20 protein-coding genes are annotated in these 18096 nt (G+C 36.3%); 8 read left to right on the top strand and 12 right to left on the bottom strand.

The features are described 5' to 3' along the window. Window positions 1–5: 5 nt before the first annotated feature. Window positions 6–1715: a S8 family serine peptidase gene (locus LEP1GSC202_RS04755; protein WP_015676838.1), complete on the top strand. Its 1710-nt coding sequence runs from the start codon at window positions 6–8 to the stop codon at window positions 1713–1715. Window positions 1716–1718: 3 nt separating this feature from the next. After that, window positions 1719–2303, top strand: coding sequence for a hypothetical protein (locus LEP1GSC202_RS04750; protein ID WP_015677486.1), 585 nt, complete (start codon window positions 1719–1721; stop codon window positions 2301–2303). A gap of 40 nt (window positions 2304–2343) precedes the next feature. Here LEP1GSC202_RS04750 and LEP1GSC202_RS04745 read toward each other — a convergent pair whose 3' ends face one another. From LEP1GSC202_RS04745 to LEP1GSC202_RS04735, 3 genes are read right to left on the bottom strand one after another with little or no spacing between them, the layout of a single operon-like run. After that, entirely contained in the window at window positions 2344–3954 is a 1611-nt protein-coding gene (locus LEP1GSC202_RS04745; RefSeq protein WP_015676735.1) for an ATP-binding protein, read from the bottom strand. Then, window positions 3954–4556: a chemotaxis protein CheX gene (locus LEP1GSC202_RS04740; protein ID WP_015676609.1), complete on the bottom strand. Its 603-nt coding sequence runs from the start codon at window positions 4554–4556 to the stop codon at window positions 3954–3956. Before LEP1GSC202_RS04740 ends, LEP1GSC202_RS04745 begins: the two co-directional genes overlap by 1 nt. Beyond that, complete coding sequence (locus tag LEP1GSC202_RS04735; protein ID WP_015677174.1) at window positions 4553–4918, bottom strand: response regulator; 366 nt, start codon at window positions 4916–4918, stop codon at window positions 4553–4555. Before LEP1GSC202_RS04735 ends, LEP1GSC202_RS04740 begins: the two co-directional genes overlap by 4 nt. A gap of 78 nt (window positions 4919–4996) precedes the next feature. On the opposite strand from LEP1GSC202_RS04735, the gene LEP1GSC202_RS04730 reads away from it, so the two are divergent. After that, the gene (locus tag LEP1GSC202_RS04730; RefSeq protein WP_015677518.1) at window positions 4997–5494 is read left to right on the top strand and encodes an MORN repeat-containing protein; all 498 of its coding nucleotides are present in this window, start codon (window positions 4997–4999) and stop codon (window positions 5492–5494) included. On the opposite strand, the gene metF is transcribed toward LEP1GSC202_RS04730, so the two are convergent. Continuing rightward, on the bottom strand, window positions 5459–6346 hold the full coding sequence (gene metF / locus LEP1GSC202_RS04725; RefSeq protein WP_015676442.1) for a methylenetetrahydrofolate reductase [NAD(P)H]: 888 nt from the start codon (window positions 6344–6346) through the stop codon (window positions 5459–5461). The genes LEP1GSC202_RS04730 and metF overlap by 36 nt on opposite strands. A gap of 12 nt (window positions 6347–6358) precedes the next feature. After that, the gene (locus tag LEP1GSC202_RS04720; RefSeq protein ID WP_015676451.1) at window positions 6359–7174 is read right to left on the bottom strand and encodes an SDR family NAD(P)-dependent oxidoreductase; all 816 of its coding nucleotides are present in this window, start codon (window positions 7172–7174) and stop codon (window positions 6359–6361) included. 61 nt (window positions 7175–7235) lie between these two features. On the opposite strand from LEP1GSC202_RS04720, the gene LEP1GSC202_RS04715 reads away from it, so the two are divergent. Then, window positions 7236–7991, top strand: coding sequence for a biotin--[acetyl-CoA-carboxylase] ligase (locus LEP1GSC202_RS04715; protein WP_015677196.1), 756 nt, complete (start codon window positions 7236–7238; stop codon window positions 7989–7991). Beyond that, window positions 7992–8783 carry a type III pantothenate kinase gene (locus LEP1GSC202_RS04710; protein WP_015677079.1) on the top strand — a complete coding sequence of 264 codons (792 nt, stop codon included), beginning with the start codon at window positions 7992–7994 and terminating at the stop codon, window positions 8781–8783. Here LEP1GSC202_RS04710 and LEP1GSC202_RS04705 read toward each other — a convergent pair. From LEP1GSC202_RS04705 to LEP1GSC202_RS04690, 4 genes are all read right to left on the bottom strand, one after another. Then, window positions 8772–9299, bottom strand: a complete 528-nt coding sequence (locus LEP1GSC202_RS04705) for an SGNH/GDSL hydrolase family protein (RefSeq protein WP_039928573.1) — start codon at window positions 9297–9299, stop codon at window positions 8772–8774. The two genes, LEP1GSC202_RS04710 and LEP1GSC202_RS04705, sit on opposite strands and share 12 nt — an antisense overlap. A gap of 110 nt (window positions 9300–9409) precedes the next feature. Continuing rightward, window positions 9410–10843, bottom strand: coding sequence for an ArnT family glycosyltransferase (locus LEP1GSC202_RS04700; RefSeq protein WP_015676647.1), 1434 nt, complete (start codon window positions 10841–10843; stop codon window positions 9410–9412). Between the two features lie 7 nt (window positions 10844–10850). Then, window positions 10851–11189, bottom strand: coding sequence for an STAS domain-containing protein (locus tag LEP1GSC202_RS04695; RefSeq protein WP_012390191.1), 339 nt, complete (start codon window positions 11187–11189; stop codon window positions 10851–10853). A gap of 55 nt (window positions 11190–11244) precedes the next feature. Then, window positions 11245–11862 carry a tyrosine-type recombinase/integrase gene (locus LEP1GSC202_RS04690; protein ID WP_015676949.1) on the bottom strand — a complete coding sequence of 206 codons (618 nt, stop codon included), beginning with the start codon at window positions 11860–11862 and terminating at the stop codon, window positions 11245–11247. A gap of 66 nt (window positions 11863–11928) precedes the next feature. Here LEP1GSC202_RS04690 and LEP1GSC202_RS04685 point away from each other — a divergent pair, with 66 nt between their 5' ends. From LEP1GSC202_RS04685 to LEP1GSC202_RS04675, 3 genes are read left to right on the top strand one after another with little or no spacing between them, the layout of a single operon-like run. Beyond that, the gene (locus tag LEP1GSC202_RS04685) at window positions 11929–13122 is read left to right on the top strand and encodes a toxic anion resistance protein (protein WP_244147636.1); all 1194 of its coding nucleotides are present in this window, start codon (window positions 11929–11931) and stop codon (window positions 13120–13122) included. 1 nt (window position 13123) lies between these two features. Then, window positions 13124–13993 (top strand): DUF4870 domain-containing protein, encoded by an 870-nt coding sequence (locus tag LEP1GSC202_RS04680; protein WP_015677088.1) that lies wholly within the window; start codon window positions 13124–13126, stop codon window positions 13991–13993. Beyond that, window positions 13993–14805 (top strand): inositol monophosphatase family protein, encoded by an 813-nt coding sequence (locus LEP1GSC202_RS04675; RefSeq protein WP_015676509.1) that lies wholly within the window; start codon window positions 13993–13995, stop codon window positions 14803–14805. The genes LEP1GSC202_RS04680 and LEP1GSC202_RS04675 overlap by 1 nt, the downstream gene beginning before the upstream one ends. Here LEP1GSC202_RS04675 and LEP1GSC202_RS04670 read toward each other — a convergent pair. Genes LEP1GSC202_RS04670 through LEP1GSC202_RS04660 form a run of 3 tightly spaced genes read right to left on the bottom strand, consistent with a single transcriptional unit; the run spans window position 14786 to window position 18096 of the window. Further along, window positions 14786–15973, bottom strand: a complete 1188-nt coding sequence (locus tag LEP1GSC202_RS04670) for a glycosyltransferase family 4 protein (RefSeq protein ID WP_015677251.1) — start codon at window positions 15971–15973, stop codon at window positions 14786–14788. The two genes, LEP1GSC202_RS04675 and LEP1GSC202_RS04670, sit on opposite strands and share 20 nt — an antisense overlap. A 3-nt stretch (window positions 15974–15976) precedes the next feature. Beyond that, complete coding sequence (locus LEP1GSC202_RS04665) at window positions 15977–17032, bottom strand: glycosyltransferase family 4 protein (protein WP_015676780.1); 1056 nt, start codon at window positions 17030–17032, stop codon at window positions 15977–15979. After that, window positions 17029–18096, bottom strand: coding sequence for a glycosyltransferase family 4 protein (locus LEP1GSC202_RS04660; protein WP_015676727.1), 1068 nt, complete (start codon window positions 18094–18096; stop codon window positions 17029–17031). Before LEP1GSC202_RS04660 ends, LEP1GSC202_RS04665 begins: the two co-directional genes overlap by 4 nt.

Genomic DNA, 18096 nt, shown 5'->3' with positions numbered 1-18096 from the left:
AAAACATGACTCTCAAACGTTGGATCTCCGCTTTTTTGTTGGTGACACTCCTTATTTTGAGCCATTGTGTTCCCAAAAAAAATAACGATTTAGTGAGTGACGATTTTTTATTTTTATACCTTCTCAATTCAATTTTAAATGCTCGGGAATTGGATTGTACGTTCTCGCCCACAAGTTCAGATTCTCTTTTTAATGACCAATGGCACCTATACAATTATGGACAACTTGGAGGAACAACGGGTGAGGATGCTCGCGTCCGATCTGTTTGGAACCAAGGATATTCAGGAAACCAAGTCATCGTCAGCGTGGTGGATGATGGAATTGATCTAACACACGAAGACTTAAAAGATAATATCTCAATTTCTGCCAAAGGTTTGAATTTATTTAACAATTCTTTGTTCCCATCACATGCCTATAGTACTAGTTTTCATGGGTCCGCTGTTGGAGGTGTGATCGGTGCTCGTGGTGGGAATGGAATCGGTGTTAGGGGAGCGGCCCCTTGCTCCAAACTGGTGGGTGTGAACCTACTAGAGAAATCCACCATTTATACTTCAGACGAATACCGAGCCATGGTGAATGAGATGGGGAAAGTCTACATCTCCAATAATAGTTGGGGTTCCCCTGATGAGTATGGATGGTTATGGCCATCTAGCTCCTTATGGCAACAAGGCATCAACGAAGGAATCAGTTCAGGTCGTGGGGGATTGGGAACCGTATACCTTTGGGCAGCGGGTAATGGTGCAAACGGAGCGAATAACAATGATCCCAATCGATTTATTTCACCATTGTTAGTCGATAATGCGAATTATGATGGGCAGGCCAATTATTATGGTGTGATGGCGATCGGTGGCATTGGGCAAAATGGAATGAAAGCTTCCTATTCGGAAGAAGGTGCCAACCTTTGGGCGGTAGCCCATACCCAAGGAAATTCAGCGACTGCGGATACAACGGCAATCACAACAACGGATGCAGCTGGTGTATTTGGATTGAACGCCGGTGGAACATCAGGAGATTATTCCTTTTCGAATTACACAAGACGATTCAATGGAACTTCCTCGGCCACTTCACTTGCTGCAGGGGTAGTTGCCCTACTTCTTAGTAAATACCCATCACTAACATGGAGGGATGTTCGCGAGTTAGTGGCTTACTCTGCAAGACAAAACGATATAGGTGATACTGATTGGGATACCAACGGAGCTGGGTTACATGTTAACCATAAGTATGGATTTGGGGCCATTGACGCAGAACAATTGTTACTAAGAGCTAGTTCTTGGACTCCGATCACGACTCCACAAAGGGTTGAGACGATGTCCGCAGTTAATTATGGAACCGCAATTCCAGATAATAATGTGATTGGTGTATCGGTGATGTATCCTGTATCGTCTAGTATTAGTTATATAGAATATGTCGATGTTGAAATCACAACAGGTCATACCTATTTTCCTGAACTTGGAATTGTTGTGACTTCGCCGAATGGTATGACTCAAAGTGTACTTGCGGAACCACATGCCTGTGCAAATCCTGCGACAAATTCAGGTTGTACATTTGGCAGTACAACGATTGCAGCCATGACCGGCTCTTCCACCTATCGGTTTGGAATTGCTAGAACACTAGGTGAGAATCCAAATGGGAATTGGACCATTCGAATGTATGATGGTGGTGTTGGTGATACGGGAACAATTCAAACTGTCCGTATGAAAATTTATGGTAGGTAAACTATGAAGACAAAACAAATTTTAATTTTCCTATCACAACGTTTTCTCTTCTCATTTTTTATCTTGGGTTGTTTCTTTGTATCTTCAATTTTATCAAAGGAACCACCAAGTCAGATCACCTACACAGAAGGTGGAGTTCAAAAGACCTTTTATCGAAACCCGAACTTAGAAGCGGAATTCATTGCCCCCAATCAAGTCAGTGGTTCGCAAAATAAAAGTTATGCGAATAAAAATCTGAAAGCAGGTTGGAACTTTCGTAAACCAGGAAAAACTTTAGTTTCCAATCAATTAAAATCTGGGAATGAATCCAAAGTTACCGAGGTTTACAATCCAGGGAATGGATATGGACCCAACATCGTACTGCCAGGTATTATCGTTGTTTCTTTTCGAACTGACCAATCAAAAGAATTCATTTCAGAATTAGCTAAAAAATACAAAATACAAATATTCCATACATTTAATCCACGTTTAACAAGTTTCCAAACGGAACCAGGTTATCTTTCTGTTGAAAAAGCAAATGAACTTTTAAATGAACCTTCGGTTTCAGAAGCGTATCCAGAAACAGCTGTCGAAAAAGTTTTAAAGTAATGGATGCCTTTGAAACCTAAGGGCGTATCGGATCTAGATTTTAGCGGGCGATATAAAAATAAATTAATTTTAGAATCTCTATCTTACGAACCGGTTTTGCTAAGTAAGACGTAATGCCTGCTAAAAAACTCTTTTTAATTTCTTCTTTTTGTACGTTGGCAGAAATTGCGATGATAGGAGTTTCACCGCTTTGGTTTTTTATATTCCTTTGTTCAAAAATTCGAATTTGTTTAGTCGCTTCCATTCCATCCATCTCTGGCATTTGCATATCCATCAAAACTAGATCATAATCGCCAGATTTGAATTTTTCAAATGCTTCTTTTCCATTTTGAGCTATATCCAATTGGATAGGATATTTACGCAAAAACGTTTTGATGATGAATACGTTTTCATCTGAATCTTCTGCCAAAAGGATTTTACATGGTGGAAAATTTTCTGGGTTTGGTAATTCTAAATCAAGCCAATGTTGGTTTTGATTTGATTCTGATGGGAGTAATCCTTCATAAGGAATTTCGATTTGAAAAGTTGATCCTTTTCCTAATTCACTTTGAACAGAAATCGTTCCATTCATCATTAATATCAATTTTTTGGTTATTGATAACCCAAGTCCAGTTCCACCATACTTTCGGGTCGTAGAACTATCTACCTGTGTAAAACTTTCAAAAATGGATTGTAGTTTGTCATTTGGAATTCCGATGCCAGTGTCCTTCACTTCAAATACCAGGTGTTCTTTCTTTTCGCTTAACATTAATTTTATGAAAATGCTTCCTTTTTCAGTGAACTTCATCGCATTTCCGATTAGATTGATAAGAATCTGTTGGATTCTAGTGGAATCTCCTTTGATCATTGGGGAAATCTCTTCACTGATAGAATAGGAGATATGAATTCCTTTTGTTTTTGCTTTGATCAAAAAAAGAGAAATAGTTTCTTGTATCAATTCATGGATCGAAAAATCAACGAATTCAATTTCTAATTTTCCTGATTCGATTCTAGAAAAATCTAAAATATCATTGATGATATTATACAATGCCCTTCCGGAATTTCGCAGGACTGTCAGATATTCGGTTTGTTCTTCTGATAAATCTGTTTCATTTAATGTATCAGCCATACCTAAAATGGCATTGAGGGGCGTTCTAATTTCATGGCTCATTGAAGCTAAAAAATCTGTTTTTGCTTGGGATGCTTTTTTGGCCTCTGTTTCTCTCTCTTTGGCAATGATCATTTGTTCGCGTAATAATTTTTCTCGTATTACTTGTTGGGAAACATCTGAAATCTGAATCATACAAAATCGATTGGGTTCATCATCAATGGAAATTGGTATTACATGTAGGTATTGGTATATCCTTTCATTTTTTAACTTCTTTTGTTCATTTTCAAACAATGGAAATGGAAACGGATTCAGAGTATGAGTTAAGATAGAATACTGAGAAGATTCTAAACATTGCTGAATGGATTTTAGAGTACGAGTACCAACTAAATCGGTAAAGACATCGGAAATATGTTTGTTTTGGAGATCTGATTCACGTAAATTAGAATGTTTTAAAATCCATTGGTTGGTTAAAATAATATTTAATGATTCATCTAAAATCAGAATACCAATTCCTGATTTTTTTATAATAGCCAATAAATGTTTTTTTGTTAAAACATTCACTATTTTAACTTTTCTATGAGTACTCGGGATAAATTTTTAATGCTATCAAAATTCAAAATGAAAAATATATATCCTTTAATTTCTTTACCTTTTAATTGATAATCGATGAAGACTAAAAGGATTGAATTATCCTCATTCGGATCTCGATTTAAGAGCAAATCTTCATATTTTCCTGAGAAAAATTCAGGGACGTTTGTTTCGATGTGGTAATTTGACATCTTGGCTAAATTAGATAAAATTGCATTTAGAATAATATTACCAATTTCAACAAGAGCATCCTTTTCAAATTGAGACACTTCATTGAGTGCCACATAATCTTTCATCATCATCTTTACAATTTCTAAACTCGAACTTTTATGAAATAATAGAAAAGCTGAACCTTTTCCGATATCACCAACAAACTTTTGTTCGACAGTGCAAACTTCTTGTTTTGATAAGTTTTCAAAATTTCTAGCTTCAGACTTTGTAATGAGTTTTAATGTTGGAACCGTTAATAAAATTTCATCGGCGATCATTTCACTCATTAATTTTGCAGCACTACCTAAACTGATATTAAACAATTCACATAATGAATCACGTTCTAATTCTGTAAGGTGGTTCATAAGTTTTCCAAAACGGGGATGATTTTTTCTGCTGTAATTGGTTTTTCTATAAAATCGATGCCTAAGTTTTTTGCCTTATTTTTGATCGCATCTTGGATATTGGCAGTGATTAGAACAATTTTTGCATTTTGGTAGGATGATTTTAAATTTTCTGCAAGATCAAGGCCTGAAATCGTGCCCGGCATATTTTGATCTAAACTAAAAAAATCAATGTCGGGATGATCAGGGAGAATGAGATTAGCTTTGTCCGCCGAGTCAGCTTCCAAAATTTCCCAATTCGGGTGTTTTTCAGAAATTATTTTCCGAATCATCAATCTGGTGACTGTGCTGTCATCGACAACAAGGGCTTTTTTTTGTGACATATAGATTGCCTTATTTCCAAACTAGATTTATATCAGTATGTATACACAGTTGACGAAATAATTAATTAGAAATCATCTATGCGTTCCCAATACTTTATCATTTTATGTTTATCTCTCTTTATTTTTTGTAAATCGAATCAAAAAATATGTGAAGGCGAAAATTGCCGGAATGGAAAACACGTAGTGACATACGAAAACGGTGATCAGTTTGAAGGTGATTTTTTAGAAGATTCAAAACATGGTATTGGAATTTATCGTTATGCAAATGGAGACATATTTGAAGGAGAATACAAATTTGGATTAAAGAACGGTCCAGGTATCTATCGTTATGCGAATGGTGATGAATTTATAGGCAATTATACCAAAGGCCTACGAGATGGATATGGCAAATATCGATTTGTCGATGGATTTATTTTAGAAGGTTATTGGGACCAAAATGGTTTGGTTGGCAAAGCAAAAATCACCAATGCAAAAGGAAGTTTGGTTTTGGAAGGTTATTGGAACCAAAACCAATTTTTAGGAATCAAACCAAAAGAAGAATCAAACAATCGTGTCGAAATTTCGAATCCCGAGTGATTCGTAAATTTTGCGTGTAGCCTTCGATTTGTTCAAAGTATACATATGGATTCCTGCAATTTTATGATCCAACAAATCGCGAACTTGTTCTGTAGCCCAGTGGATTCCCACATTTTCAGCAAATGAATCATCTTCGGCACGAGATAAGGATTTCAAAAGTTTGGCTGGGAAGTTTGTTCCTAACGAAAGTTCGGCCATCCGTGCCATTCCCTTTCTAGAAGTGATTGGCATGATCCCTGCGATGATCGGGACTTTGATACCTGCAATTTCACAACGTTCCACGTAATCATAAAACGAATTGTTATCAAAAAACATTTGTGTACAAATATAGTCTGCACCTTGGTCTACTTTCCATTTTAAAAATTCAATTTCCTTCAGACGATTGGGTGTGGATGGGTGTCCTTCTGGAAATCCTGCCACTCCAATTCCCATGTTTGGAAATTCTTTTTTAATGAAACCCACCAGTTCCCCCGCAAATCCAAATCCATTTTCTGTTTTTTGGAACTCGGTTTGCCCTTTTGGAGGATCCCCTCGGAGAGCCATGATATTATGAATTCCACTTTTTTCGTAACGTTTTAAAATTTCTCGGATCTCTTCTTTGGTGGAACCTACGCAAGTTAAATGACTAACAATCGTTTGTCCGGTCTGCTCTTGTAATTTGACAACCAAGTCATGTGTTAAGTCTCTTGTGGATCCTCCAGCTCCATAAGTGACACTTACATAGGCTGGATTCATTTGCGATAGTTCTTGGATATTGCGGAATAAATCCTCAGATGCTTCCTCGTTTTTGGGAGGAAAAAATTCGAAGCTGATCGTAGTCTGTTTTTTCTGGAGGACCTGAGAAATGTGCATAAAACCTATCCTCTAAACGGGAATATTTTTCTCAAGTCCCTTGTTGGCAAGTAACCAACCTTTTGAAGCTTTTGTTTTCACGGCAAGCCATAGCGAAAATTTAGGAAATAACGCTGGCAAAATCACAATGGTTGACCGTAAGTAAGACGGAACTAGGACCTCACCAGGATTCTTTTGGATGGCCTTACAAATTGCATCTGCAACTTGGATGGGTTCGATGACTGGGGTAAAAAAAGAAGGTTTGACCCCATCAATCATCCTTGTTTTTGCCATGGAGGGACAGATCCAACTAACTCCAATTTGAGTATCATACAATTCCATCTTCAAGGCTTGAGAAAATCCGACCATTGCATGTTTGGTGGCCGAATAGGTTACAGTTCCTTCTGTTCCAAATTTGCCAGCAATACTTGCTAAATTGATGATTGTTGCTTCATTTTGTTCTCTTAAAATCGGTAACGATTCGTACACAAGTTGCATTGGTCCATGTACATTGATTTTTAATGCCTTTTCCCAAACCGAAAAGTTTTTACCTTCATATGGGCCACTGGGTGCGATGCCTGCGTTATTAATTAAAATTTGAAATTGGAGTTTGTTTTTTTTGATTTTTTTAATCAGGGAGGAAATTTGTTCTTCTTTTGAAAGATCACAAGCAAATCCATAAAATTTTTTTCCAAGTGATTCTACCTTGGATTGGATCTCTTTTAAGTGCGAAAGATTGATATCGATACCGATGATATCATTCCCTTCTTTTGCCAATCTTTCTGCGGTTAAGGCACCAATGCCCATTCCACATCCAGTGATTAAAACCGTATTTCCATATAATTTCATACAAATACACTAGTGAATTTTTTGGTTTCGTCAATCCGAAACATATAGGAAATAGACTCAAATGCAATACAGACTCTTAAAACCTGAATTAGGGCATAGACTTTCCACTGTGAATTCAACCAACGAATGGATTCGTAATCCAGAGATCCCTTTTGGTTCATGGGTGATTGCTGATGAGCAAACTGCAGGCAAAGGGAGAGGACAAAATATTTGGCAGTCGTTAGGCGAAGACCCATTGATTTTTTCTGGAAAAATCAGATTATCTGCTGCTGAAATTTCGCTCCCTTTGGTATCCATTTTCATTTCTTCAGCTTTACTCAAAACAATCTTCCGGTTTTTTCCAGAACGAACTGAAGACACAACGATCAAATGGCCAAACGATATATACAAAATTGAGAAAAAGGTAGCAGGGATTCTCGTCCAATCAGAATTCACCAACGGTGTGTATGATATTGTGATAGGAATTGGTTTGAATTTTTTTGGAAAACAAATTCCCGATCACTTAAAAGAAAAAGCAAGTTTTTTATGTGACACAACACTTTCGGAAGGTGAGTTGGAACGGTTTGCCAACCAATTGGTAATAGAAATCAACCAAGCGATCATCACCCTACTAGATCCAGGCCAAGTACTAAAAGATTTAGTATGGATTGAAGAACATTCTTTATTAAAGAACAAAGTCATAGAAACCGAATGGGAAGAAAGAATGGTGAGAGGAAGAGTTTTGGGAATTGATGAATTAGGATTCCTTCTCATAATGACCGAAACTGGCCAAAAAATTGAACTCATGGACACTTCGCCAAAATTTCGGATAATATAAATGTCAGATTCACCACTTTTACTTGTCATCGATGTTGGAAATACAAACACAGTGTTTGGAGTTTTTCGTGAAGGCGAAGAAACTCCTGATTTTCATAAAAGAACTGTTACTCGAAGAGATCGTACTTCTGACGAATTAGGTCTCTTTTTAAAAGGATTTTTAACACAAGAAAATGTAAAGGCTGATCGTGTTAAAAAAGCAATCTATTCAAGCGTTGTTCCTTCTCTCAATCCAATCGTAGAAAGGATGTTAGAAGATTGGTTTGATGTAAATCCATTAAGAGTTCACTACCAAATGAATTTAAACTTTGGTATTAGTTACCCACGTCCATTTGAAATAGGTGCCGATCGTTTGGTAAACGCGGCATACTGTGCCAAAACTTACCCAGGAAAAAAAGCCATTTTGGTAGATTTAGGAACAGCAACTACCTTTTGTGTCATTAGCGAAAAACCGGAATACATTGGTGGTGTGATTGCACCTGGATTAAAAATTTCAATGGATGCCCTCACAAGAAATACTGCACAACTTCCACCTATCGTTTTTGGTTCACCATCACGTGTGTTAGGTGAGTCTACTGTTGAGTCAATCCAAGCTGGATTTTTCTTTGGTTGGATCGGTTTGTTAAAAGAGATCGTTCGTGCTATCAAAGAAGAACACCCTGGTGATTATGTTGTTGTAGGGACTGGTGGACTTGTCACGACCATTCACGCTTCGCATAACCAAGTGTTTGACGAAATAGACCCAATGATGACTTTAAAGGGACTAAAAATTTTAGCCGATCTAAATTCCTAAAATTTTCTTTCGATACGTTTCCCCCATAAGATCATATCCAATTTGATTGGGATGGATTGGGTCGGAAATGGGGTAAAGGGGAATTTCGCCTTGGTAGGATTCAAAAATTGATTCGATATCTACGATATCCACTTTTTCTTTTTGTGCTTTTATTTTTCGAAGTGTATCATTGTTTTCTCGAATGGTTTCTTTAATAGAAGTCATATTTGTTCTTGGAATAAGAGTCAGTAAGACAGATGAGATTTGATTGGATTGTAAAAAGTTGATCAATTCAAGAGTCCTGATTTCAAATCCATTTGTTCCGTATACCATCGCATCGTTGGTTCCCAATTCCAAAATCCAGAGGTCAGTAGGAATTTCATTCAATCGATTTTGGTTCTGTAACCAATCTTCTGTTGTATAACCAGCAACGGATACATCTGTTACACGGAACTCACTCGGCAAACGATTTCGTAAACCAAAACCTTCAGACCACTGTGCCAATGAATCACCAACAATTGTAATATTACGATTCATAACACCGGCTCCTAAAATCGATAAATATTGCACTGAAGGTTTGTCAGAATGATAACAATTAGGGAAACACAAGCAAATTCCAAGAATACAAATTATGTTTTGGAATCGTTTCATTTTTTAGTATAAATAATGGTTTTGTAGTGTAACCAGTGGTCCCTGGGAACAGGAATTTCCCATTCAACTCGAATCCAGTTTCCTGACTTTAAATAATCTCTGATTGCCTCATTGATGAGGGATTCATCATAAAATACAAAACTATCTCGTGAATGGATTGTTTTTAAAAAAGTTTCCGAAGGGATTTCCAATTCACCGGGAATGAATTCCAATATATCCAAATCAGGACGTATTGATTTTAGATAAAAATAGGGATCAGGTAAACTTTGTAAGTACACAGCTTTGGAATGAACCAAACTTGATGATATATTTCGAAAATGTGCATTTTGAATTTCTCCCGAATCCGTTTTTGACCAATGTATTTGGGCAATATAAATCATAGCAGAAAGCGAAAGTAAAATTCCAAACATCGGTATCCGGTTTAAAATTGATTTCTCTTCCGCTAATAAAGCCATACCAAAAGAAAGAGGAAAGATGATATGAAAAACATACCAACCTTCCGAAGAAGAATATAAAGCAAATAATACTGATCCTGTCCATATCCAAAAAAGAATCCATGTTTTGGATATGGAGTGGTGTCTTTTATATAGTTTATAGGAAATGAAACCTAAAGACAATAACTCAATCAAAATAAGAACCAAACGGATTTTAGAAAAACCAAATCCAAACGAAAAAATTTTGATTTTATCTATTAATGTAAATGTTTTCAATAAGTTTTGTTTTCGAGTGAGTTGTGCCCCAAACTGGATTTGGAACCAATCCCAATTTGGATGGATGTAAATGATCCAACCTAGAACTGGTATTACGCCACCAAACACAAAATAAGTGACTCCTCGTATACCAAAATTTTGGTATACAAGAAACAAACTCACCAAACCAAAAAAAGCACCAAATGGGTGAGAAAGAGCGGCAAACGATAGTAACAACCCAGACAAAAAAGGGTTCCACGTGTTTTTTTTAGGATTCGATGCAAAAACCAAACTGATGATAAAACAAAATGATGTGAGTGCTTCCATTCTGGCAACAGTACCAAAACGAAAGACAAGTGGTTCCCATAGAATACTTACAAATGCAATTTGTGCGGCTACTTCTGAAATGGAAAATCGTTTCAGTAATCGATAAAATGCAAATGCTGTTAAGTAAATTAAACAAACGTTTGCTAGGCGAAGTGTTATTAATGTATCAGGAAAAATTGATAAGGATAAACCAGAAAATAACAAATAAACCGGGGGCATCCAAAGGGTTTTGAATTCCATTCCAGGAATGAGTCCCTTTAGGACTTCGGTTTTTAATTCCCCGGATTGGGAAAACGAAAAGGCAGGAGAATAAAAAAGAACTTCATCTGGCCAGACGACGGGAAAAACAGCTAAGTTAATCCCAACATGGAAAAAATAAACGAGAGAAATGATACAAAACGAGGCATACGCCAAGTTTGTATTACTTAGAAAGGGAATTAACGGCTTCTTGTTCCGTTTCGAAAACTTCAAACAAATCCAAAAGTTCTACAACATCAAAAACCTTTTTTACAGGTGGAGTGATGCAGCAGAGTTTGAGCTTTCTTCCTTGTTTGTCGAGCTCTCGCACCATACCAACAAAGATACGAATTCCAGAAGAGGAGATATAGGATATGAGCTCTAAATTGATAATGATGTCACCATCTCCGTTTTGCACATCATCAGCTAATTTTGCCTCAACCTCATCCGAATGAGTGATATCCAAACGACCGTTTAGGTGAACGAGTGTGTGCTTTCCGATTTTTTTGGTTTTAATTTCCAAAGCGAGCCTACTTGGTGACTAGAATCTTTGAAAACACCAAAGGTTCAAGAAATTTTTACGCTGCTTGGTTTCTGTTTCTCGTAAAAAGTCGTGGATCCCTATGGTCCATCTCTGTGATATGCAACATAATCCGATGTCGGGTGGAACGTTTGGTTCGATGGCCCAAAAATTCTTGGATTTCCCTGAGAGGGAATCCCTTTTGGAATAAATCGAGAGCAATTACATCTCGCAAAAAAGGTATGTGTATTTCTCGTGAGATCATGCGGCTTGCGGTCTTCAAAATCTTTTGGATGGTGCGGGTGCGTAACTCTCCATCCCGGCCTGGGAACAGATAATCTCCTGGCGAAAATTCACAAGAGTAACGATACAGCTCCACAGCAAATTTTGGATCCAAAAAGATATGTCGTTTCCTCAGACGACCGACGTTCGTTATATAAAAACGATCCATTTCTTTGTTAAAATCAGCGATTTTCAAATGGATGAGCTCTGGTAAAGACAAACCAGTGCAAACTAAGAATTTGATGATCAAATAGTGAAAGTGATTTTTGTTCCTCAGTCTATTGAGTAAATTCAGGATCTCGGTTTGGGCTAACAAACGGTTTCCCAAAGTGAATACATCGACGGTGAGAATGGGAGGGAGGAAGGTTGGTAAATTCAAATTCGTATTTAGCATATTTTTCTCAGGGAATGTATCAAAGTATAACAATCCTTACAAAGAAATTGTCACCAAACCGTAGTTTTGGATCGCATTTTTGGAGAAATAAATTTCCAAGTTCGTGTTTCTGCACAAAGTATTTTTCTGCTTGATTCATATTTTAAAAACGATTCTATCTTTGTGAGAAACAATAAAGGATCAAAACGTATGGACTCTCTGGAACTAAAATCAAATGACCCGGAACTACAACTGACTAAGGAAGACATTCAAAAAGTTGAGGAATTGACCGGACAAATTAAACTCAATAATCCCAATGACATAGTTTCCTATGGATCGTCTGCCCAAGCAAAAGTTTCCGATTTTGCGGACAAGGTTTTATCCGAGATCAAAACAAAAGACTCAGGATATGCTGGTGAATTGTTAAACCAACTCCTATTTAAAATCAAAGACTTAGATATGGATAGTTTCGCCGGAGAAGGGAACACTCTTTCTAAAATTCCTTTGATTGGTGGGCTTTTTGATGCTTCTCGAAAGTTTTTAGCCAAGTTCGAAGACCTGGAATCACAGATTGGAAAAATTGTAGATGAACTACATTCAGCTAGAACGAATCTCACAAAAGATATCACTTTATTGCAGGCGTTATACGAGAAAAATTTAGAATATTTCAAAGAGATTCAAATTTTCATCGCAGCAGGTGATAAAAAGATCCAAGAACTTCGAGATAAAATTTTACCCGAAATGTTGGAAAAGGCGAAGGCCCAAGGAGATACTCTTGCATCCCAACAATACCAAGATATGGTACAAATGGTGGATCGATTTGAGAAAAAAATCCATGACCTAAAACTCACACGAATTCTGTCCTTACAAACAGGACCACAAATCCGTTTGATCCAAAGTGGAAACCAAGTTTTGGTTGAAAAAATCCAAAGTTCGATTTTGAATACGATCCCACTTTGGAAAAATCAGATTGTCATTGCACTTGGATTGATGCGCCAAAGGAAAGCTCTGGAAGCACAAAAACAAGTTTCGAAAACAACCAATGACCTGATCCAAAAAAATGCAGAGATGTTAAAATCAGGAACTGTTGAGATCGCAAAAGAATCAGAAAAAGGGATCATTGAAATTGAAACCTTAAAAAATGTGAACCAACAATTGATTGAAACGATTACAGAAACTTTGAAAATCCAAGAAGATGGTCGCCAAAAACGTAAGTTGGCTGAACAAGAGATGATTAAAATCGAATCTGATATCAAACAAAAACTATTGGAATCAAAATAGAATGACAGAAGTACAATCAGAACAAAATCAAGAAGAGAAAAAATGGGCCAGGCGGGCCCATATTTCAACTTTACTCACTTATCCAATGGCATTATTGCCTTTTCCATTTTATATTTCATCACTTGGAGCTATGATTTATCCTTTTGTGATGTGGTTATCTCGCACAAAATCTTCCTACTCCGCCAAACAATCATTAGAGGCAATGTACTTACAGGCTTTATTGTCTTTGGGATACTTTGGATTTGGAACGAAATTTGGGGACGATAGAGTTTTGCTCGTATTTTCCTATGTGTTTATGGCTTTTTTACATGTGATTTTTTTAGGAATCGCAATTTACCGCACAACCATAGGAAAACCACACCACTATCCATTTAGTTTTTTTCCACTCCTCTTTTCCAATAGCAAAACAAAAGAAAATTGGAATGAACTAAAAAAGAAATTTGAAGACAAAGTAGAATTTTCAGAATACAAATCCCAAATGGAAAAACTCGATGAATTCCGGCTGTCTACAGAAAAAGATGCAAAATCTTTAACGGATGTTACTTTGCAGGGATTATGTAATGAATACCTTCATTCTTTATCTGATTTACGTGTCAAACTAGCTGAGGATCCACTTTCATATCGTAAAGCAAAACAGTTTCTCAATTACTTTCCAGAAACCGTTTCCAAAATTCTTAGCCAATACATTCGAGTAAGCCAAAGTGTTAGTTCTCCCGACTCCGAAAAAAGAAAAACGGAACTCAATTCTCTGTTAAGCGAAGTCATTAAAACAACTGAACAAGTCAGAAATAAACTGAAAGCAGACGAAACCCTAAATTTAGATGTTGAGATCACCGCGATGAAAAAAAACATCGAATTTGGCGGGTATTGATGCTTTCTGAATTACATGATAGATCTTATCATTTTTTAAATTTTTTACCGAATGTTGCAAACTTCCTTGTTGAAAAACACAAGGAATCCAACTTAAAAGTTGATGAAAAAAGTTTATACAACTTAGTCACAGAAGCAGATTTAAAAGCGGAATCAATGATTCTAGAAGAAATCCAAAAAAACTTTCCTTTGGACGGAATTCTTTCAGAAGAACGAGATCCTATTGCGGGCACATCTGGTTATACTTGGGTGATTGATCCATTAGACGGTACAACGAATTATACCCATGGATTACCTTTGTATGGAGTGTCGGTAGGTGTTGTGGAGACCGAGACGATGTCTCCTGTGATCGGAATGGTTTTTTTCCCGGAACTCGGTACATATTATCATGCGATCAAAGGCCAGGGTGCTTTTCGTGAAAAAAAACAAATCCAAGTTTCACAAACAAAGTCAATGAAAGATTCATTGTTTGTCACAGGATTTCCTTATGATCGAAATTTGTCTTTAGACACGTTAATGCAATATTATAAATCCATTTTACAAAAATCGCGAGGCATACGTAGAACTGGGGCAGCCACTCTCGATTTATGTTGGTTAGCAGAAGGAAAATTCGAAGGATACTATGAATTAGGTTTAAAACCATGGGATATGGCAGCAGCTGGTCTTATCGTTTTGGAAGCAAATGGTAAGTTGACATCTATGGACGGGAATGATTTTTCCATTATGATTCCAAGTTTACTGGCAAGTAATGGTTATGTTCATGAATACCTATTGGCAGAGTTTGAAGGCCAAATCAACCGAGTAGTGTATTAACCATTTGATTGAGTTTTGTTTTAATAACATCTTTAGAAAAATTTGAAAGAACATATTTCCTGCCGTTTTTTCCCATTCTTTCTGCGATTGTTTTGTTTTCCAAAAGATACTCTAACATCCTTTGAAAGGAAATAGAATCGGAATAATACAAACCACCTTGGCTACGAATGCAATGTCCTTTCATAACAGAAGACATTCCGTTTACAAGTACAGGTTTTTCTTGGAGCCAAGACTCCATGATAGAAATGGAAAAACTTTCATAAGCAGATGGATTCAATAATAAATATGAGTTTTGTATTTCCAAAACTTTTTCTTCTTCCGAAACAAATCCTGGAAACAGAATTTCTTTTTCCTTAGAAACATCCATGGAAAAAACTGACCCTAGACATTTCAAGGTAACGTCGGATCTATGATTTGATTGTTTCCATTGATGAAAATTTTCGAATAAGGTTGGATATCCTTTTGCAGGTTCGATCCTACCGATGGTGAGGAGTTGGAAAGTTTTTTCGGATTTGACGATGTCAGAGTTAGAAGTTTTAAATTTTGGATTTAGATCATCAACATAGGTTCCAATTAAAAAATATCGATTCACTTTTTGGCGGTGAATGGATTCATAAACTTCTAACTCTTCGGGTGCATTAAAACTATATAGATAATGGCTGAGGTAGGTTTGTCTATAGATTGGCAAACGGAACGGTGGTTCATCATGAAACGTAGGGACAATTACAAAGGGAACTTTTAATAATGGAATGCTGAGTACCACAGGATAATACAAATATCCAACAAGAATAATCAAATCATATTCAAACTGATGTTTGGATACATATTCAACTAACTTGGGACAAAACGGACCTTGTTCTATAAGAAAAGACATCTGGTCCTTCATCGAAACCGAATCACCTGCCTTTAAACAACGATCCAATATTGAGTTCATCTTGTTTATGTTACGCGATCGTTCAACAGGAAAACGTATGATTTTATAATTGTTTTCTTCTATTTGGCCTGGATTGAATTCATTTTTCCAAGTAACATAATTCTTGGCCGCACTGGTACAAACTGTAACTTCATGTGTTTCACTTAAAATATCTACATAGTCAGAAGCTAATTTTTCAGCACCTCCCGATGCATTTTGCAAAAATCTAGGAGTAATGAATAAAATTTTTGCCATTTCTTAACTTTTAATAACCTCTAACAAAGGTAAAATGCTCGTAGATTTTAAATAAGAGTCCAATCGTTGGTTTTGTTGGAATAGAATTGTGTTTCTGTATTCATTATTTTGAAAGATTTTGTATATTTCCTTTGCCAATTGATCAAAATCTTTAGAATGGAAAAGGTATCCTGCCTCTCCTAAAGTTTCTGGTACTGCTCCTGCTGCATAAGCAACTACTGGCAATTGAAAATGCATGGCCTCCATAAGTGGAACACAAAAACCTTCGTGTTCACTCATTGATAAAAACAAATTACTTTCAGAATAAATTTTCTTTAGCATCGACTCATCTACATAAGGAATGATTTTCACTTCTTCTTGCAAATCGAGTTGGGTGATCATAAAATTAAGTTCATCTAAATATGACTGTTGGTCTGGGTTACAGAAACCTAACATTCGTAGTGAAAAATTGTTTCCATAATTCGATTTCCAAGTTCTAGCAAAACGAATGAGATCGTCCTGACATTTATTCGGAGCGATACGACCAACAAATAAAAACGATGGGGTTTGATAAGAATATGCTTTGGTTTTAGTATCTTCCGAATTTAAATTCCATTTTTGAAAATTTAAGTGTAATGGAAAAATTCTAGATTGTTTGAATCCCAAATGAATGAGTTCATTCAAATTAAATTGAGATACAGCAAATGAATGTTGGAAATTGTTTTTGATCACAGATAAATCTTCTCTACCTTTTCTGAGTAAATAGCTAAATCGTAAATCGTATGCCTCAAAAAAAGATTCTGGAGTTACATTGTGATAAATAAGTATCTTTTTATTGGGAAACTGTAAAAGGAAATCTAAAACTTTTGAATGGATTGAATGGTGGTAAACAATGACATCTTTGGGTTTGATATTTGCTTTTGTTAACTTTTCTGCAAATTTGCGATCACTTGATAATACATTTTCTGCAAAAATATTACCTTCATAATTTTCTTTTGCGAGCAATCGTTTGATTTCCAACATCTCTTGTGAGATGGCATCACCTAATTGAAAACCGGCTGAGAATTGGTGAATGTTCATTTGATACCACTTTGTAAGATGCCAGAGATCACCAAATCGAAAGGAAATTTATTGTAATCCTCCAATACCTTGTATTGGGTATCGATCATTTGATCACGAAGATCTTTTTCACTCAAATGGTTTTTGATCATTTTCACAAGAGATGGGTAGTTTTTTGAATCAAACAATTTTCCGCCTTCTTTCATTGTCCCTGGGATTGCACCCGCCGCGTAGGCAAAAACTGGTATTCCACATCCAAAAGCTTCCAAAATCGGCAAACAAAACCCTTCGTGTTCACTCATTGAAACAAAAGCACTGGAGTTTTGAATGATTGTTAATACTTCTGAATCGGATTTACCCATTAAAAATACTACTTTGTTCTCCAATTGAAAATTTCGCACAACTTCTGTTAGTCGTTCAAAATATCCATCAAATGCACCAATAATTGATCCGATACAATAACATTTTGCGTTTGGGAATTCTTTTTCCCAAAAGGAAAAAAATGTAATTAAGTCCTCCCATTTTTTTTGAGGAGAATATCGTCCTATAAATGCAATAGAATGATCGTTATGCGATAAAGTCTCTTTTTGTAATTTTTCATAAGATTTGCAGATTGGAATTACATAAGGATTTCGAAAATCGTATCCTTTTATGGTTTCATAATTGAATTGTGAATCACACCAAACTGAATCACAAAAAATTGATAAACTAGCTAATTCTAAATAAGACAGTGATTCAAACTTTTCCATCGCGTGAAAAATGTCATCAGTTGTGGTATGTTCGTAAAATTTAGCGGGAGTGACATTGTGAAATCTTAAAATTTTGGTACCAGGTAGGTTTTGGAATAGTGTATATGGGTAACCAGCGCCACCATAATGTAAGATGTGGATATCGTTTACATTCGTTTGCTCATGAAAATTGTCTACTATATGGAAAGTGCTTTGTAATGGTTTTCCTTTTCTTGGAATTCTAGTAATGAAATGTGATCGATAACCTAACGACCGAAAAACTTCTGATAATCCAATCGCATCATTGCCGACACCATCAGAATCTTTTAATTCATCTAGATGTTGAAAGACATTCAT

This window comes from Leptospira yanagawae serovar Saopaulo str. Sao Paulo = ATCC 700523 (assembly GCF_000332475.2).
GTDB lineage: Bacteria > Spirochaetota > Leptospiria > Leptospirales > Leptospiraceae > Leptospira_A > Leptospira_A yanagawae.
This window is presented reverse-complemented; position numbering and strand designations above follow the sequence as displayed.

What these genes read in the sequence shown, in the direction of transcription:
- LEP1GSC202_RS04690 (WP_015676949.1), bottom strand. Translation starts at nt 11,862, where the DNA reads ATGCTAAATACGAATTTGAATTTACCAACCTTCCTCCCTCCCATTCTC.
- LEP1GSC202_RS04730 (WP_015677518.1), top strand. Translation starts at nt 4,997, where the DNA reads ATGCGTTCCCAATACTTTATCATTTTATGTTTATCTCTCTTTATTTTT.
- LEP1GSC202_RS04755 (WP_015676838.1), top strand. Translation starts at nt 6, where the DNA reads ATGACTCTCAAACGTTGGATCTCCGCTTTTTTGTTGGTGACACTCCTT.
- LEP1GSC202_RS04680 (WP_015677088.1), top strand. Translation starts at nt 13,124, where the DNA reads ATGACAGAAGTACAATCAGAACAAAATCAAGAAGAGAAAAAATGGGCC.
- LEP1GSC202_RS04720 (WP_015676451.1), bottom strand. Translation starts at nt 7,174, where the DNA reads ATGAAATTATATGGAAATACGGTTTTAATCACTGGATGTGGAATGGGC.
- LEP1GSC202_RS04715 (WP_015677196.1), top strand. Translation starts at nt 7,236, where the DNA reads ATGCAATACAGACTCTTAAAACCTGAATTAGGGCATAGACTTTCCACT.
- LEP1GSC202_RS04750 (WP_015677486.1), top strand. Translation starts at nt 1,719, where the DNA reads ATGAAGACAAAACAAATTTTAATTTTCCTATCACAACGTTTTCTCTTC.
- LEP1GSC202_RS04665 (WP_015676780.1), bottom strand. Translation starts at nt 17,032, where the DNA reads ATGAACATTCACCAATTCTCAGCCGGTTTTCAATTAGGTGATGCCATC.
- LEP1GSC202_RS04705 (WP_039928573.1), bottom strand. Translation starts at nt 9,299, where the DNA reads ATGAATCGTAATATTACAATTGTTGGTGATTCATTGGCACAGTGGTCT.
- LEP1GSC202_RS04670 (WP_015677251.1), bottom strand. Translation starts at nt 15,973, where the DNA reads ATGGCAAAAATTTTATTCATTACTCCTAGATTTTTGCAAAATGCATCG.
- LEP1GSC202_RS04735 (WP_015677174.1), bottom strand. Translation starts at nt 4,918, where the DNA reads ATGTCACAAAAAAAAGCCCTTGTTGTCGATGACAGCACAGTCACCAGA.
- LEP1GSC202_RS04710 (WP_015677079.1), top strand. Translation starts at nt 7,992, where the DNA reads ATGTCAGATTCACCACTTTTACTTGTCATCGATGTTGGAAATACAAAC.
- LEP1GSC202_RS04660 (WP_015676727.1), bottom strand. Translation starts at nt 18,096, where the DNA reads ATGAATGTCTTTCAACATCTAGATGAATTAAAAGATTCTGATGGTGTC.
- metF (WP_015676442.1), bottom strand. Translation starts at nt 6,346, where the DNA reads ATGCACATTTCTCAGGTCCTCCAGAAAAAACAGACTACGATCAGCTTC.
- LEP1GSC202_RS04675 (WP_015676509.1), top strand. Translation starts at nt 13,993, where the DNA reads ATGCTTTCTGAATTACATGATAGATCTTATCATTTTTTAAATTTTTTA.
- LEP1GSC202_RS04740 (WP_015676609.1), bottom strand. Translation starts at nt 4,556, where the DNA reads ATGAACCACCTTACAGAATTAGAACGTGATTCATTATGTGAATTGTTT.